This is a genomic window from Aeromicrobium sp., assembly GCF_032084975.1.
GTDB lineage: Bacteria > Actinomycetota > Actinomycetes > Propionibacteriales > Nocardioidaceae > Aeromicrobium.
Map to the genome: position 1 here is coordinate 58400 of NZ_DAMDLR010000007.1, position 12711 is coordinate 71110.

At 68.6% G+C, this 12711-nt stretch carries 18 protein-coding genes; 9 read left to right on the forward strand and 9 right to left on the reverse strand.

Translation table 11 applies throughout. The features are described from left to right. Positions 1-16: 16 nt before the first annotated feature. Positions 17-442, reverse strand: coding sequence for a TRAP transporter small permease (locus RT323_RS03175; protein WP_313404957.1), 426 nt, complete (start codon positions 440-442; stop codon positions 17-19). A 19-nt stretch (positions 443-461) separates the two neighbouring features. Here RT323_RS03175 and RT323_RS03180 point away from each other — a divergent pair, with 19 nt between their 5' ends. Further along, a complete protein-coding gene (locus RT323_RS03180) occupies positions 462-590 on the forward strand; it encodes a hypothetical protein (protein WP_313404959.1) in 129 nt (42 codons plus the stop codon). 88 nt (positions 591-678) lie between these two features. On the opposite strand, the gene dctP is transcribed toward RT323_RS03180, so the two are convergent. Further along, the gene (dctP, locus tag RT323_RS03185) at positions 679-1773 is read right to left on the reverse strand and encodes a TRAP transporter substrate-binding protein DctP (protein ID WP_313404960.1); all 1095 of its coding nucleotides are present in this window, start codon (positions 1771-1773) and stop codon (positions 679-681) included. A gap of 274 nt (positions 1774-2047) precedes the next feature. Between dctP and RT323_RS03190 the strand changes: the two genes are divergently transcribed. The 5 genes from RT323_RS03190 (at position 2048) to RT323_RS03210 (ending at position 5686) form a co-directional block, all read left to right on the forward strand. Continuing rightward, a complete protein-coding gene (locus RT323_RS03190) occupies positions 2048-2395 on the forward strand; it encodes a DUF4286 family protein (RefSeq protein ID WP_313404962.1) in 348 nt (115 codons plus the stop codon). Then, positions 2392-3267 carry a 3-keto-5-aminohexanoate cleavage protein gene (locus tag RT323_RS03195; protein ID WP_313404963.1) on the forward strand — a complete coding sequence of 292 codons (876 nt, stop codon included), beginning with the start codon at positions 2392-2394 and terminating at the stop codon, positions 3265-3267. Before RT323_RS03190 ends, RT323_RS03195 begins: the two co-directional genes overlap by 4 nt. Before the next feature lie 115 nt (positions 3268-3382). After that, positions 3383-4507 (forward strand): thiolase C-terminal domain-containing protein, encoded by a 1125-nt coding sequence (locus tag RT323_RS03200; RefSeq protein ID WP_313404965.1) that lies wholly within the window; start codon positions 3383-3385, stop codon positions 4505-4507. 3 nt (positions 4508-4510) lie between these two features. Then, a complete protein-coding gene (locus tag RT323_RS03205) occupies positions 4511-4909 on the forward strand; it encodes an OB-fold domain-containing protein (protein ID WP_313404967.1) in 399 nt (132 codons plus the stop codon). A 15-nt stretch (positions 4910-4924) separates the two neighbouring features. Next, positions 4925-5686: a glucose 1-dehydrogenase gene (locus tag RT323_RS03210; RefSeq protein ID WP_313404968.1), complete on the forward strand. Its 762-nt coding sequence runs from the start codon at positions 4925-4927 to the stop codon at positions 5684-5686. Between the two features lie 34 nt (positions 5687-5720). Here the strand turns inward: RT323_RS03210 and RT323_RS03215 are convergent, their stop codons facing one another. From RT323_RS03215 to RT323_RS03240, 6 genes are all read right to left on the reverse strand, one after another. Further along, on the reverse strand, positions 5721-6194 hold the full coding sequence (locus RT323_RS03215; RefSeq protein ID WP_313404970.1) for a GNAT family N-acetyltransferase: 474 nt from the start codon (positions 6192-6194) through the stop codon (positions 5721-5723). Positions 6195-6213: 19 nt separating this feature from the next. Further along, positions 6214-6912 (reverse strand): HNH endonuclease family protein, encoded by a 699-nt coding sequence (locus RT323_RS03220; protein ID WP_313404972.1) that lies wholly within the window; start codon positions 6910-6912, stop codon positions 6214-6216. A 37-nt stretch (positions 6913-6949) separates the two neighbouring features. Next, a complete protein-coding gene (locus tag RT323_RS03225; protein WP_313404973.1) occupies positions 6950-7204 on the reverse strand; it encodes a LysR family transcriptional regulator in 255 nt (84 codons plus the stop codon). A gap of 91 nt (positions 7205-7295) precedes the next feature. Further along, entirely contained in the window at positions 7296-8234 is a 939-nt protein-coding gene (locus tag RT323_RS03230; protein ID WP_313404975.1) for a DMT family transporter, read from the reverse strand. Positions 8235-8383: 149 nt separating this feature from the next. Beyond that, positions 8384-8992, reverse strand: a complete 609-nt coding sequence (locus tag RT323_RS03235) for an MBL fold metallo-hydrolase (RefSeq protein WP_313404977.1) — start codon at positions 8990-8992, stop codon at positions 8384-8386. Then, on the reverse strand, positions 8992-10092 hold the full coding sequence (locus tag RT323_RS03240; RefSeq protein ID WP_313404979.1) for an S-(hydroxymethyl)mycothiol dehydrogenase: 1101 nt from the start codon (positions 10090-10092) through the stop codon (positions 8992-8994). Before RT323_RS03240 ends, RT323_RS03235 begins: the two co-directional genes overlap by 1 nt. 176 nt (positions 10093-10268) lie before the next feature. Here RT323_RS03240 and RT323_RS03245 point away from each other — a divergent pair, with 176 nt between their 5' ends. From RT323_RS03245 to RT323_RS03255, 3 genes are read left to right on the forward strand one after another with little or no spacing between them, the layout of a single operon-like run. Then, positions 10269-11120: an AlkA N-terminal domain-containing protein gene (locus RT323_RS03245; RefSeq protein ID WP_313404981.1), complete on the forward strand. Its 852-nt coding sequence runs from the start codon at positions 10269-10271 to the stop codon at positions 11118-11120. Continuing rightward, on the forward strand, positions 11117-11578 hold the full coding sequence (locus RT323_RS03250) for a methylated-DNA--[protein]-cysteine S-methyltransferase (RefSeq protein WP_313404983.1): 462 nt from the start codon (positions 11117-11119) through the stop codon (positions 11576-11578). The genes RT323_RS03245 and RT323_RS03250 overlap by 4 nt, the downstream gene beginning before the upstream one ends. Positions 11579-11636: 58 nt before the next feature. Continuing rightward, positions 11637-12458, forward strand: a complete 822-nt coding sequence (locus RT323_RS03255; RefSeq protein WP_313404985.1) for a thioesterase family protein — start codon at positions 11637-11639, stop codon at positions 12456-12458. Between the two features lies 1 nt (position 12459). On the opposite strand, the gene RT323_RS03260 is transcribed toward RT323_RS03255, so the two are convergent. After that, a partial coding sequence (locus tag RT323_RS03260; RefSeq protein WP_313404987.1) for an IclR family transcriptional regulator C-terminal domain-containing protein occupies positions 12460-12711 on the reverse strand: 252 nt, incomplete at its 5' end.

Below are 12711 nucleotides of genomic sequence, written 5' to 3' on the forward strand. Positions count from 1 at the left end.
GTGGCAGCGCCGCGCCTTAGAGGACGTTGCCGCGCTCGTCCGATGCGGACCGCCCCGCGAGAGCGGCCTGCGCGGCCGAGAATGCGTGCACGGCCAGGGCGACGGTGAATCCGAACATTCCCAGCGGCACCGTGGCCTTTGCCGGCCACAAAGGTAGACCCAGCAACCCGTATCGGATCTCGTGCGACTGGAACGACGCCAGTGCCGAGCCCGCCGAGGCCCAGGTCGTCCACGCCGTGCAGAGTGCGGCCACGATCAGCCCGCTGGCGATCAGCCAGCCCCCGAGCCGTGCGGGGAGGCGTTCGACGACGATCGGGGTACGCAGGTGGGTGCGCGTGGTCTCGGCGCCGGTCATGCCGAGGAAGACCGCGACGACGAGCAGGATCTCGGTGAACTCCACCGTCCCGCGGAGTCCCTCGCCGGCGAACTTTCGCAGGACCACGTCTGTTGAGGTGAGGAGCATGAGGGCCAGGAGCACCAGCCCCGCGATGGTCGTCATCGTGGTGACGGCGACGTGGGCCGTGCGTGAGGGGCGGGATGGCAAGTTCTTCTTCATGACGGACCTCGCTGTCGACGGGTTCGGGGTGTGAAGGCGGTGTCGTTGTACCGCTGGGTGGCGGGCCGGGAGGGGGAGCCTCGGGCGGAGGGGTGAACCGTCCGAGGCTCCCCGGAGGCGATCTACAACGTGCCGGCTATGCAGCGCGAGAGGGCCGATTCGTAGTCGGCGAACTCCGCCTCGGCGTCTTCGACGGCGGCGCGGTACTGCGGCAGGAAGGCCTCGCCGTCGGCGCCGGTTGCCTTGGCCATCTTGAAGAAGCCCGAAGCGACCGCCGGCTCTGCATCTTCCTTCCACGCGGAGATGACCGAGTCGTCCAGCCGTTCGAACGTGGCGGGGGAGGTCTGGATCGCCTTGCAGCCGCGGGCGTTCGTCGAATCGGTGATGGCGACGATGTCCGCCAGCGTCTCGTCGATCGCCGTCTCGATCGCCGCGCGATGTTCATCGCTGAGTCCGTTCCAGCGGTTCAGGTCCATCACGGCACTGAAGTGACCGTAGTTCTGGTATCCGAAGTCGTAGATGTTCGCGGTGACGTCGGCGAGTCCGAGGTCGGCAACCACATCGAGCGGCAGTGTCCCCCAGCAGTCCACGAGCCCTCGTTCGAGTGAATCGCGGTAGTCCGAAGCAGGAACCGTGACGACCGTGGCACCAGCTGCCTCGTAGGCCTTGGCCACCAAGCCGCCGGTCGCCACCTTGAGTCCCTTGAGGTCGTCGTAGCTCGTGATCGGCTTCTTGCAGCCCATGACCGGTTCCCCGACGACCCAGATGTAGAGGAGCTTGAGCCCCTGCTTCTCGTACTCATCCTTGAAAGCGGTGTTGTCCGAGCCGAGTTCTTGGAAAGCTCGCGACTGCGCCGGGATGTTGCTGGTGACGTAAGGAACGTTCACCACGTGCGACAGCGGCAACTCGCCCGGGTGGTAGATGTACGACGTCGTGCCAATGTCTGCGCGTGCTGACTTCACTCCCGCCAGAATGTCCGGCCCGGCCAGCAGGGAGCCTGAGTGGGCGAGATCGATGGTGAGGGACCCGTCGGTTGCCGTCTCGACGCGCTCGATGATCTTCTGCGCCGCAACGGTATCGGCTCCCTTGGGTCCGAGATACGACGCCCATTGGAGGCGTTCAGTGCCCGAACCGCCGGAGTCCGAACCGCTGCAGGCGCTGAGGAGTGCAACGGCAGCGGCTAGTGGCAGCGCGAGTTTTTTGGTCAGAGGTTTCAACGGACCGGTCCTTTCGGGTTCCCCGTGGCAATGCGAGATAGGTCACAGTCTCAGAAACCGAGCGCTCGGTCAAGTCTTCGCAGAAAGTATTGGGGAGGGGCCCTAGTCGCGCACGAACAGGCTGCCCCAAGGGTGCCGCGATCGGGGTGGCAGGGCCTCGAGGTGCGACGGTTGACAATTGACCAAGCGCTTGGTTTAGTGACGCCAGCGGCGCCGCGGAGCAGCGGTCGGGGCCGCAAACAACCGCAGGCATCAACGAAAGTGGGTTCAGTCGATGAGTGACATCTACAAGCCGACCTCGAGGTTCATGTACCTCGGCCGCGCCGAACTGCCCGATGATCCCGAGCTCGTACGCGACTGGAATGACTGGTCGCTGAACACCCACGTGCCAGAGCTGCTGGCCGCGCCCGGGTTCCGGTCCGCCGTCCGTATGAGGGAACTCGACCGCACTCAGGCGTTCGTCACGGGTTACGAGATCGACGGACCCGAGGCCGTGAAGACCCAGGAGTACTTCAATGCCATCGCGCCGCACCGCTTCACCCCCTTGATCAAGAACGTTTCTCGGACCCTGTACCAAGTGACCGCGGTCGATCCGTGGGCCGATCTGGAGGCAAACTCATGAGCAGAAAAGTCATCCTCACCGTGGCGCCCACGGGTGGCCAGAACACCAAGGCGCAGAACCCCCACCTGCCGACTCAGCCGGACGAGATCGCCGATGTCGTCAAGCGGTGCTACGACGCCGGCGCGAGCATCGCGGCGATCCACGCACGGGAAACCGATGACTCTCCCTCGAACGACGCGCGGATCTACCGTCAGATCAACGATGCAGTGCGCGAGCGGTGCGACATCATCATCAACAACAGCACGGGCGGGGGAGTCGGCGGCAACCTGATCCGTCCGATGGGAGACCTCTTCGACGAGATCATCCTCGACAAGCGGCTCGAAGGCCTGGACGCGGGCGCAGAGATGGCCACGTTCGACATCGGCACGATGGTGGCCAACATCGGAGGGCGCGAGCTTCTGGTTCACACTTCGCCCGAACAGTGCGATCGATTCGCTGAGCGCTTCACGGAGCGCGGGATCAAGCCTGAGTGGGAGTTCATGAACCTGACTCACATGCTTCAGGACTTCAAGCGGCTGATCGCCTCGGGATTCGACCAGGCGCCCTACTACGTCAACTTCGTGCTCGGCATGGACAAGGGTTTCCAGGGCGCCCTCCCGTACACGCCCCGGCTGTTGCAGCAGCTCGTCGACGAGATGCCGGACAACTGCGTCTTCTGCGTGTCTGGGATCGGGCCGAACCAGCTCCCAGCGACCACGCACTCTCTGCTGCTCGGTGGTCATCTGCGCGTGGGCCTAGAGGACAACATCTACTACGGGCCCGGAGAGCTGGCCACGAACGAGCAACTGGTCGAACGGTCCGTCCGGATCATCCACGAGCTCGGGCTGGAAGTCGCCACGCCCGACGAAGCCCGCGCGATCTTGGGCCTGTGAGGTCGGCGATGGCACGGGTGGCTCCCGTGGTCGTCGGCTCACCCCCAACAAAGGGCGGTGTCAGGTGAGGCGGCGTCCCAGTTTCCTCGGCAACACCGCGATCTCGGGAATCGGCATGACTGAGCTGACGAAGAAGTCGGGTCGCTCGGTGATGTCCTTGGCGCTGGAGGCCTGTCGTGGCTCGGTCGATGACGCCGGGATGAACCTCTCCGAGGTCGACGGGGTCATCAGCTACGGGTTCAACAACGACTCCGTCTCGTCCCAAGCAGTGGCGACAGCACTGGGGCTTCCGGCGCCGAGGTACTTGGTGACGACCGAGATGGGCGGCCAGGCGCCGTGCTTCCTCATCATGCAGGCGGCGGCCGCCATCGAGGCCGGGCTGGCGGACAACGTCCTGGTCTACCGCGCCTTGAACGGTCGTAGTGGGCAACGGGTGGGGACGGCGAAGGTGCCCGGCACCGGCCCCATGATGCGCTATCCCGCAGGACTGGTCGCCTACCCACAGATCATTGCGATGTGGGCTCGTAGGTACCTGATCGAGACGGGGCGCGACGAGAGCGACCTCGCAGCCGTGGTCAGCGCTCAGCGGTTGTGGGCGGTCGACAACGAACGGGCGATGCGCCGGACACTGATGAGCGAGCAGGACTACGCCCGATCCCCGATGGTGGCCGACCCGTTCCGCGCGGCGGATTGCACGACCGAGGCCGATGGTGCCTGTGCGATCTTGGTGACGTCCCGCCGCAGGGCATTGGACCTGCGGCACGATCCCGTCGTGATCGAAGGGGCGGCGTACGGCACCGGGAAACGCTCAGGCCTCGACGCGGGTGACGCGATGCTGTGGCCCGACCTGACCCGGAACTACACCACGCACATCGCCGAGCAGTTGTGGAGCAGTGCCGGGATGGGTCCGCGTGATGTCGACATGGCCCAGCTCTACGACTGCTTCTCGAGCAGCGTCCTGCTGGCGTTGGAGGGGTTGGGTCTGGCCGAACGCGGAGAGGCCGGACGCCTCGTCAGTTCAGGAGCCACGGTGCCTGGCGGCAGACTGCCCGTGAACACCGGCGGCGGCCTGTTGGCGGAGGGATATCTCCATGGGATGAACACGGTCTACGAGGCCGTCAGCCAATTGCAGGGCTCGGCCGGGAAGCGCACCGTCCCTGACGCACGCTCCTGCGTGGTGACCTCCGGTGCTCTCACCGACGGGTCAGCGTTGGTGCTGACGAGAGAGACGAGGAACTGAGGGATGGAACTCCACATGGAATCGCTTTCTGAGGAGGAGCAGTACCAGGCGGCCCTCTCTCGAGGCCAGATCCTGATCCGGGTCTGCGACGCCTGTGACGCCCACTTCGTTCTGCCGCTTCCGGGGTGCCCCGAATGCGGGGCGGGCGAGATCGACTCCACGGTCTCCGCCGGTGTCGGTCGGTTGTACACCTGGATGGTCGCGCACCACGGATTCAGCCCGGAGTTGGACGCCGACGTCCCGTATGTGGTCGGGGCTGTGGAGCTCGAAGGAGCCGCACGGATCTTCGCACGGGTCGAGAAAGTTTCCCTCGAGAAACTTGCCCCCGGGCTCGAACTGATGGCGACGTTCCCCGAAGACCCCGCCCGGCCCCCCGTCGTTTTCGTCCCCGTGAACCTGTGAAGGACTGATGCACCCATGACTGTCGACAACTTGTTCAGCGTCGAGGGGAAGGTGGCGATTGTCACCGGGGCCTCGAGTGGCTTGGGCGCGCACTTCGTCGAGCTACTGAGTGACCGCGGTGCATCGGTGGTGATGGCGGCTCGACGTGCCGAGCGACTTGACGCCCTAGTGGAACGATACCCAGGAAGCATCGCCGTGGAATGCGACGTGACGTCCGATCCTGACTGCGGGCGAGTCGTCGAGCATGCGATGAAGGAGTTCGGTCACGTCGACATCTTGGTCAACAATGCCGGTCTCAGCCTGCCGGCACCCATCAAGGACGAGACCGTCGAGAACTTCCGCCGGGTCATGGACGTGAACCTCATGGGCACGTTCTCGATGAGCCGATACGCAGGATTGCGGATGGCCGAACGAGGCCAAGGCACCATCGTCAACATTGCTTCCATCGTCGGCTTGGTAGGTCTGGGGCGGATGCCGCAGGCCGGATATGCAGCCAGCAAGGCCGCGGTCGTCAACCTGACCCGAGAACTCGCCGCCCAGTGGGCCCGCAAGGGCGTGAGGGTCAATGCCATCGCCCCGGGATTCTTCCCCTCGGAGATGACCTCGGGACTTTTCGAGACCGACTCTGGCACCGCTTGGGTCGACAAGATCACGCCCATGGGACGTGCGGCTCGCCCCGATGAAATGGACGGCGCGTTGTTGTACCTGGCAAGCGGAGCCAGTGGCTACGTCACCGGCGCTGTGCTGCCTGTCGACGGAGGATGGACGGCCGTGTGACGAAGGGACCAGCGAGACCCTCGGCAGAGCGCGGTCAGAGCGGGAGCTTGAAACCTTCGTGCGTGGCCTCGTACCCGAGGGCCTCGTAGAAGCGGTGAGCGTCGGTGCGGCGCTTGTCGGAGGTGAGCTGGGCGATCGAGGCGCCGCGCTGCGCGCCCCAGGCCTGCGCCCACCTCATGAGGGTCGTCCCCAGTCCGGAGCCACGGGTGGAGGAAGCGACTCGGACACCCTCGATGAGCAGACGCTTCGTCCCGCCGCGGGACAGGCCCGGAACGATCGTCAGTTGCAGGGTGGCCACGGGTGTCGCAGCTTCGTCGCGCACCACGAGCAAGAGGTGGGCGTCGTCCGCGTCGACCTCGTCGAACGCCTCGAGGTACGGCGTCACGTCGGTCGACTCGCGCCCGGCTCCGATCGCGTCATCCGACATGAGGGCGACGATCGCGGGCACGTCGGCCCGGGTGGCTCGCGAGAGCTCGTACGTGTGCCCGTTCGTCGACAACGTCTCCATGGGGCAAGTCTCGCAGGCGTCATTCACGAGGGCATCGCTGCAGCATCTCGGCCAACGCCGCGGCCTCGCTCGCGTCCACGGCGAGCGACCACCGATGCTTCACGTCGACCCAATGAGCGGCGTACGAGCACTGGTACGCCTTGCGGGGTCGCCACGCGGCCGGGTCGTACGAGCCCTTGGACGCGTTGGCCGGCCCGTCCGAAGCGAGCAACCCGGCGAGATCGTTCGCGAACTGTTCGCGGCGATCGGCCGGCCACGCGTGGGCGCCCGAGACCCAGGCCTCCGCGAGTGGCACGACATGGTCGATCTGGATCGCCTGCGCCTGCGATGGTTCCTTCAGGTCGTCGAAGAGCAGGTGCTTGCCGGTGTACGGGTCGACCCACGTGCCGGCGAGGACGTCGCGCGGACAACGGCCCTGCTGTTGCACCGTGGTCGTGCCCGGCACGGCATCACGCAGCAGTACGTCGTCGCGCTGGTTGCATCCGTTGGCGTCGACGTCCTTCCACGCGGTGCCGAACGCCTTGCGTGCGTAGTCGGGCACGCCGCCGGGCCGTCGGTCGACGATCCGGAGGCCACGCAACTGCGCGCGGGCGTCCGCCGGCGCGAACGAAGGGACCGGAGCCACGGCGTCATCGGCCGGTACAGCGATGTCGGCGAGAGGTTCGCACGCCATGAGCGGCAACAGCGCGATCGCCACGACCACCGAGAGAATGCGCACGGGCGTCACCATCTCATGTGCATCAGACGTTCCCGTCTCAGTGGCGTGCTGCGGTCCGGAGCCGGTCGGCAGCGTCGAGGATCTCCAGCATCCTGGGCAGCAGTTCGCGACCCGCGCTGCTGACCCTCGTGCCCGTCCGCCTGCGGTCCAGCAGGGTGACCCCGAGTTCCCGCTCGAGCTTGGTGACCGCATCGCTCAGGGCCGGGAGCGACACGTGCAGGTGCTCTCCGGCCCGTCGCAACGACCCGTGCTCGTCGACCGCGCGGACGTATTCGAGCTGCTCCAGACGCATGCGTTCCTCCCCGATTCCCGGGCGACGCTACGTGATCGGCAAGACCGCTCGGCTGCTCTTCCGTGTGGTGAGACGGCCGAGGATCGTCTCGTCAGCCGGCCAGCGGACGTTCCTCGCTGGGGCGCAGGGCCAGGACGGCGGCCAGGATCAGCACTGCACCCACCACGCCGGCCCCGTTGAGCCGCTCACCGAGGATCACGGCGGCCAGGGCCGCTGCCGAGATGGGCTCCACGAGCGTGGCGAGGGTCGCGGCCGAACCGGAGGTCGTGCGCAGCCCTGCGTAGAGCAGGCTGTACGCCAGCGCCATCGTGGCCACGCCGAGGTAGATCAGGAGCGCCAGTGACGCGGGAGAGGTGCCCGCGACGGGTTCGCCGGAGGCCACGGCGACCAGCAGGAACGGCGTCAGCAGCACCGCACCGGCAGCCGTCGCGCACGTCGTGAGGGCCACCGGTTCGACCCGAGGCGCCAGCACGTGCCCCAACACGGTGGTGGCGGCATAGGTTGCTCCGGCGGCGATCGCCAGCCCGAGACCGAGGACGGGCCGATCCAGCGGAGCAGTCGAACCATGGCCGGCCGCGGAGCTGATCAGCGCGAGCCCGCCCAGGGCGGCCAGCAGGACCGTCGTGTCCTTCGCCGTGGGCCGCGTGCGGGCGGCGGCGTGTTCCCACGTCGCGGCCAGTACCGGGGCCAGCCCGAGTGAGACGACCGTGGCGACGCTGACACCCACCATCAGGACCGAGACGAAGTACAGGCCTTGGTAGACCGCGGTGCCGCAACCGATCACGATCGCCGCCACGCGGTGGTGCCGCATCATTCGGCGGACTTCGGCGGCTCGGCCCGTCGCGATCACGAAGAGGGCCAGGACGACGGCTGCGATCACCATCCGCCAAGCGCTGACCGTCATCGCGCCGACGCCGTCTCGCTCGTGGAGCACGGTGACGGCGAGTCCTCCGGTGCCCCAGAGGACACCCGCCGCGCAGACCTGCAACAGTCCGATCCGCGCGTTCGGGCGGCGAGTGCTCGCGGTCACGCGGTCACCCTAGTGGGCGGTGAGCTGTCAACCCTTCTGCCGACCTCCCGGTGGGTGGTCAACCGAAATGAGCCCTCATTCAGTTGACCACCCACCGCGGTCCGGCGAGGGAGGTGGGATCGGTTGACAGCTCTCCGCCCTCCCCGGTGTCAGGCGGAGCGGTCCCGCTCGGCGGCGATCGTCGTGTCAGCGCCGTGACCGGTGTGCGCGACAGTCTCGCCCGGGAGTGAGAAGAGACGATCGGCGATCGAGGTCCGGATGACGTCGGCGTCGCTGTACGAACGACCCGTGGCTCCCGGCCCACCCTCGAACAGGGTGTCGCCCGTGAAGACGCAACCCAGGTCCTCGGCCAGCAGGCACGTCGCGCCCGGTGCGTGCCCCGGCGTGTGGAGCGCGCGCAGGGTGGTCCCCGCGACGGTGATCTCCGTGCCGTCGGTGAGGTCGTGGTCCCACGACGCGTCCGCGTGCGTCAGGTTCCACAGCGGCCGCTCGTCCGGGTGGAGCCAGATCGGCGCGCCCGTGCGCTCGCGCAACGCCGGGGCCACGCGGCAGTGGTCGTCGTGGGCGTGCGTGAGGACGATGGCGGTGACGGCGCGGTCGCCGACGATCTGCATGATCGCGTCGACATCGTGCGGGGCGTCGATGACGATGCACTCGGTGTCGTCACCGACCACCCAGACGTTGTTGTCGACGTCGAACGTATCCCCGTCGAGGCTGAAGGTGCCCGACACGACGCCGTGGTCGATGCGCGCCGTCATCAGAGCACCACCACCGAGCGCAGCACGTCGCCGTGGTGCATCTTCTCGAATGCCGCCTCGACGTCCTCGATGCCGATCTCCTCGGTGACGAAGGCGTCCAGATCGAGCCGGCCCTGCTGGTACAGGTCGATGAGCATCGGGAAGTCGCGGCTGGGCAGGCAGTCGCCGTACCAACTGGACTTGAGGGCACCGCCGCGTCCGAAGACGTCGGCCAGCGGCAACTCGGGCACCTGCATGTCGGGCGTGGGCACGCCGACCAGGACCACGGTCCCGGCGAGGTCGCGGGCATAGAAGGCCTGCTTCCACGTCTCGGGACGGCCGACCGCCTCGATGACGACGTCGGCGCCCTCGGCACCCTCGTACGTCTCGGCGCAGATGCGCTTGATCTCCTCGACCGGGTCGACCTGCGAGGAGTCGACCGTGTGGGTTGCACCGAGCTTGCGCGCGGCCTCGAGCTTCGCCGGATCGATGTCGACGGCGATGATCGGGCTGGCGCCGGCGAGGGCCGCACCGGCCACCGCTGCCACGCCCACGCCGCCACAGCCGATGACCGCGGCCGAGCGGCCGCGGGTCAGGGCGCCGGTGTTGATTGCCGCGCCGATGCCGGCCATCACGCCGCAACCCAGCAGACCCGCCGCCGCAGGACGCGCCTGCGGGTCGACCTTCGTGCACTGGCCGGCGGCGACCAGCGTCTTCTCGATGAACGCGCCGATGCCCAGGGCCGGGGAGAGTTCCGTGCCATCCTCGAGCGTCATCTTCTGCTTGGCATTGTGCGTGGCGAAGCAGTACTGCAGTTCGCCGCGCTTGCACGCGCGACACTCACCGCACACGGCGCGCCAGTTGAGGACGACGAAGTCGCCCGGGGCCACCTCGGTGACGCCGTCGCCGACGGACTCGACGATGCCGGCGGCCTCGTGTCCCAGCAGGAACGGGAACTCGTCGTTGATCCCGCCCTGGCGGTAGTGCAGATCGGTGTGGCACACCCCGCAGGCCCGGATCGTCACGACCGCCTCGCCCGGTCCGGGGTCGGGAACGTTGATGGTGACCAGCTCGACCGGCGCGTCCTTCTCACGGGCGATCACACCCTTGACCTGCTGCACGGTGTCCTCCTTGACTCGGCTTGCCCTGAGCCTGCCAGACGAGGTCTGAGCCCGCGAGATTGGTAGGCCTGCGTACGTTTCGCGGCCCGAGAAGGTGCGCGATCCGCCACATCTCGTCGTCGCGCCGGCGGCCGTCGAGGTCACGGTTTGTCGGGCCCGTGGGACAGGATGGGGTCATGGACGTCGTCGAGCTCGAACTGGCGCTGCGGACGCCGTTCGACGGCGACGGTCTCCTCGAGTGGTTGAGGCCGCGCGCGATCGAGGGCGTCGAGGCGGTGGGGCAGAACACGTACGCGCGCGTCGTGACCCTGCCGCACGGGGTCGGCGCGATGGAGCTGACCCTGCACGGCGATCACGTCGGCGCGCGGTTCCAGCTGGCGGACCCCGGTGACCTCGACGTCGCCGTTCGGCGCAGTCGCCGCCTGCTCGACCTCGACGCCGACCCTGTCGTGATCGACGCGGCCCTGTCCGAGGACCCGTTGCTGGCGGCGTTGGTCGAGCAGGTCCCCGGAATCCGGCTGCCCGGCCAGGTGGACGGTTTCGAGGTCGCCATGCGGGCGATCGTGGGCCAGCAGGTGTCGGTCGCTCGCGCCCGCACGATGCTCGGTCAGATCGCCCGGACCCGTGGCCGCGAGGTCGAGCTCGAGCTCGCTCGTGAGCACGGCCTGAGCCATGCGTTCGCCACGGCTGAGTCACTCGCCGAGGCCTCGCTCGAGGAGTTCCCCATGCCCCGCGCCCGTGGCCGCGCGATCCTGGCGGTCGCCCACGCCGTGGCCTCCGGCGACCTCGACGTGGGCCCTGACGCCGACCGCGAGTCCGCCCGGTCAGGCCTCCTCGCCATCCGTGGGATCGGCCCGTGGACCGCCGACTACTTCGCGATGCGGGCGCTCGGTCATCCCGACGTCCTGCTCGACACCGACCTCGTGCTGCGCCGCGTCCTCGCGCGCGAGGAGCTGGACCGGACGCGCACCGACCGGTGGCGACCGTGGCGGTCGTACGCCTCACTGCACCTGTGGAGGGTCGCATGAAGACACGCTGGATGGACTCGCCGATCGGCGGACTGCGGTTGCACGTCGACGCCGGGCTGCTCACCCGCATCGAGTTCGACGCCGAGCCCACGGGCGAGCACCGGGACGACCCCCTGCTGGACGAGGTGGAGCGACAGCTCACCGCGTACTTCGCCGGGGAGCGCCGCGAGTTCGACCTCCCCGTGGCCGCGGACGGCACCGAGTTCCAGAAGAAGGTCTGGGCGTACCTGCGCACGATCCCGTACGGCCAGACCGTCACCTACGGCCGGATCGCGACGGACCTCGGCTACGAGGCGGGCATCTCGCGTGCGGTCGGTGCCGCGAACGGCGCCAACCCGATCCCGATCGTCGTCCCGTGCCACCGCGTCATCGGGTCCGACGGCAAGCTCACGGGCTACGCCGGTGGGGTCGAGCGCAAGACGACACTGCTCGAGCTCGAGCAGCCGGGACTGTTCTGAGCGTGCCGCACGCGCACCCCTGCGTCGCCGCACCGATCCCGTGCGCCATGGTGTCGCCATGACCGATGACTGCGTCTACCGCCGCACCTCGGACGAGGGAGCCGACCTCGAGTTGTTCGAGCCGACCCGCTTCGCGATCGGGCCGTGGGACGACCGACTCCAGCACGGCGGGCCCGTGGCCGCGCTGCTGGCGCGAGCCATGGATCGCCTCGACACGCCCACCGACGGCCGGTTGGCCCGCCTCGCGATCGAGATCATGCGCCCGGTCGCGATGGCTCCCGTCTCGGTGCGGGCGCGCGTCGTCCGCCCGGGCCGCAAGGTCACCCTCGTCGAGGCCGAGATGCTCCAGCCCGGCCCGGACGGCCAGGACCTCGTGGTGGCCATGGCGCGCGCCTGGCGGATCGCCACCAGTGACACGGCCGGGGCGCGCCACGTCCCCGTCGAGCCGATGTCCCCGGTCGACGCCGAGGAGCTGCGCGATCCGGGCGCGGCGGTCCCCGCCGTCCTGAACCGCGGGTTCGTCGGCGGCCTCGAGTGGGTCGTGCGCAGCGAGATCGGGAGGCCCGGAGCGCCGACCGCGGCCTGGGCCCGCCCCAGGTTCGACCTCGTGGCGGGCGACCCGACCACGGCGCTCGAGCGTTTCGTGATGGTCGCCGACAGCGCCAACGGCGTCGGGATGCGCGTGGACCCGGCGCACTGGACCTTCATCAACACCGACCTGACGATCCACCTGCACACCGCACCGCACGGCGAGTGGGTCGGCCTCGTCGCCGAGTCGACGATCGGGGCCGACGGGGTCGGCACGAGCGCCGCGATGCTGCACGACGAGCACGGCCCGGTGGGCCGACTCGCCCAGGTGCTGCTGGTCGAGGCTCGCTAGGTCAGCGGCGCAGGTTCTGGCTCAGTCGCTCGGCGGCGGCCACCACCGCGGGCGCATGCATGCGCCCCGGCTGGCGGGTGAGGCGCTCGAGCGGTCCCGAGACCGACACGGCCGCGACGACCTTGCCGCTGGGGGAGCGGACCGGCGCCGAGACCGAGCCGACACCCTGCTCGCGCTCGGCGACGCTCTGGGCCCACCCGCGCTTGCGCACGGCGGACAGCTCGGCGGCCGAGAAGTTCGCCTTCCTCAGCCC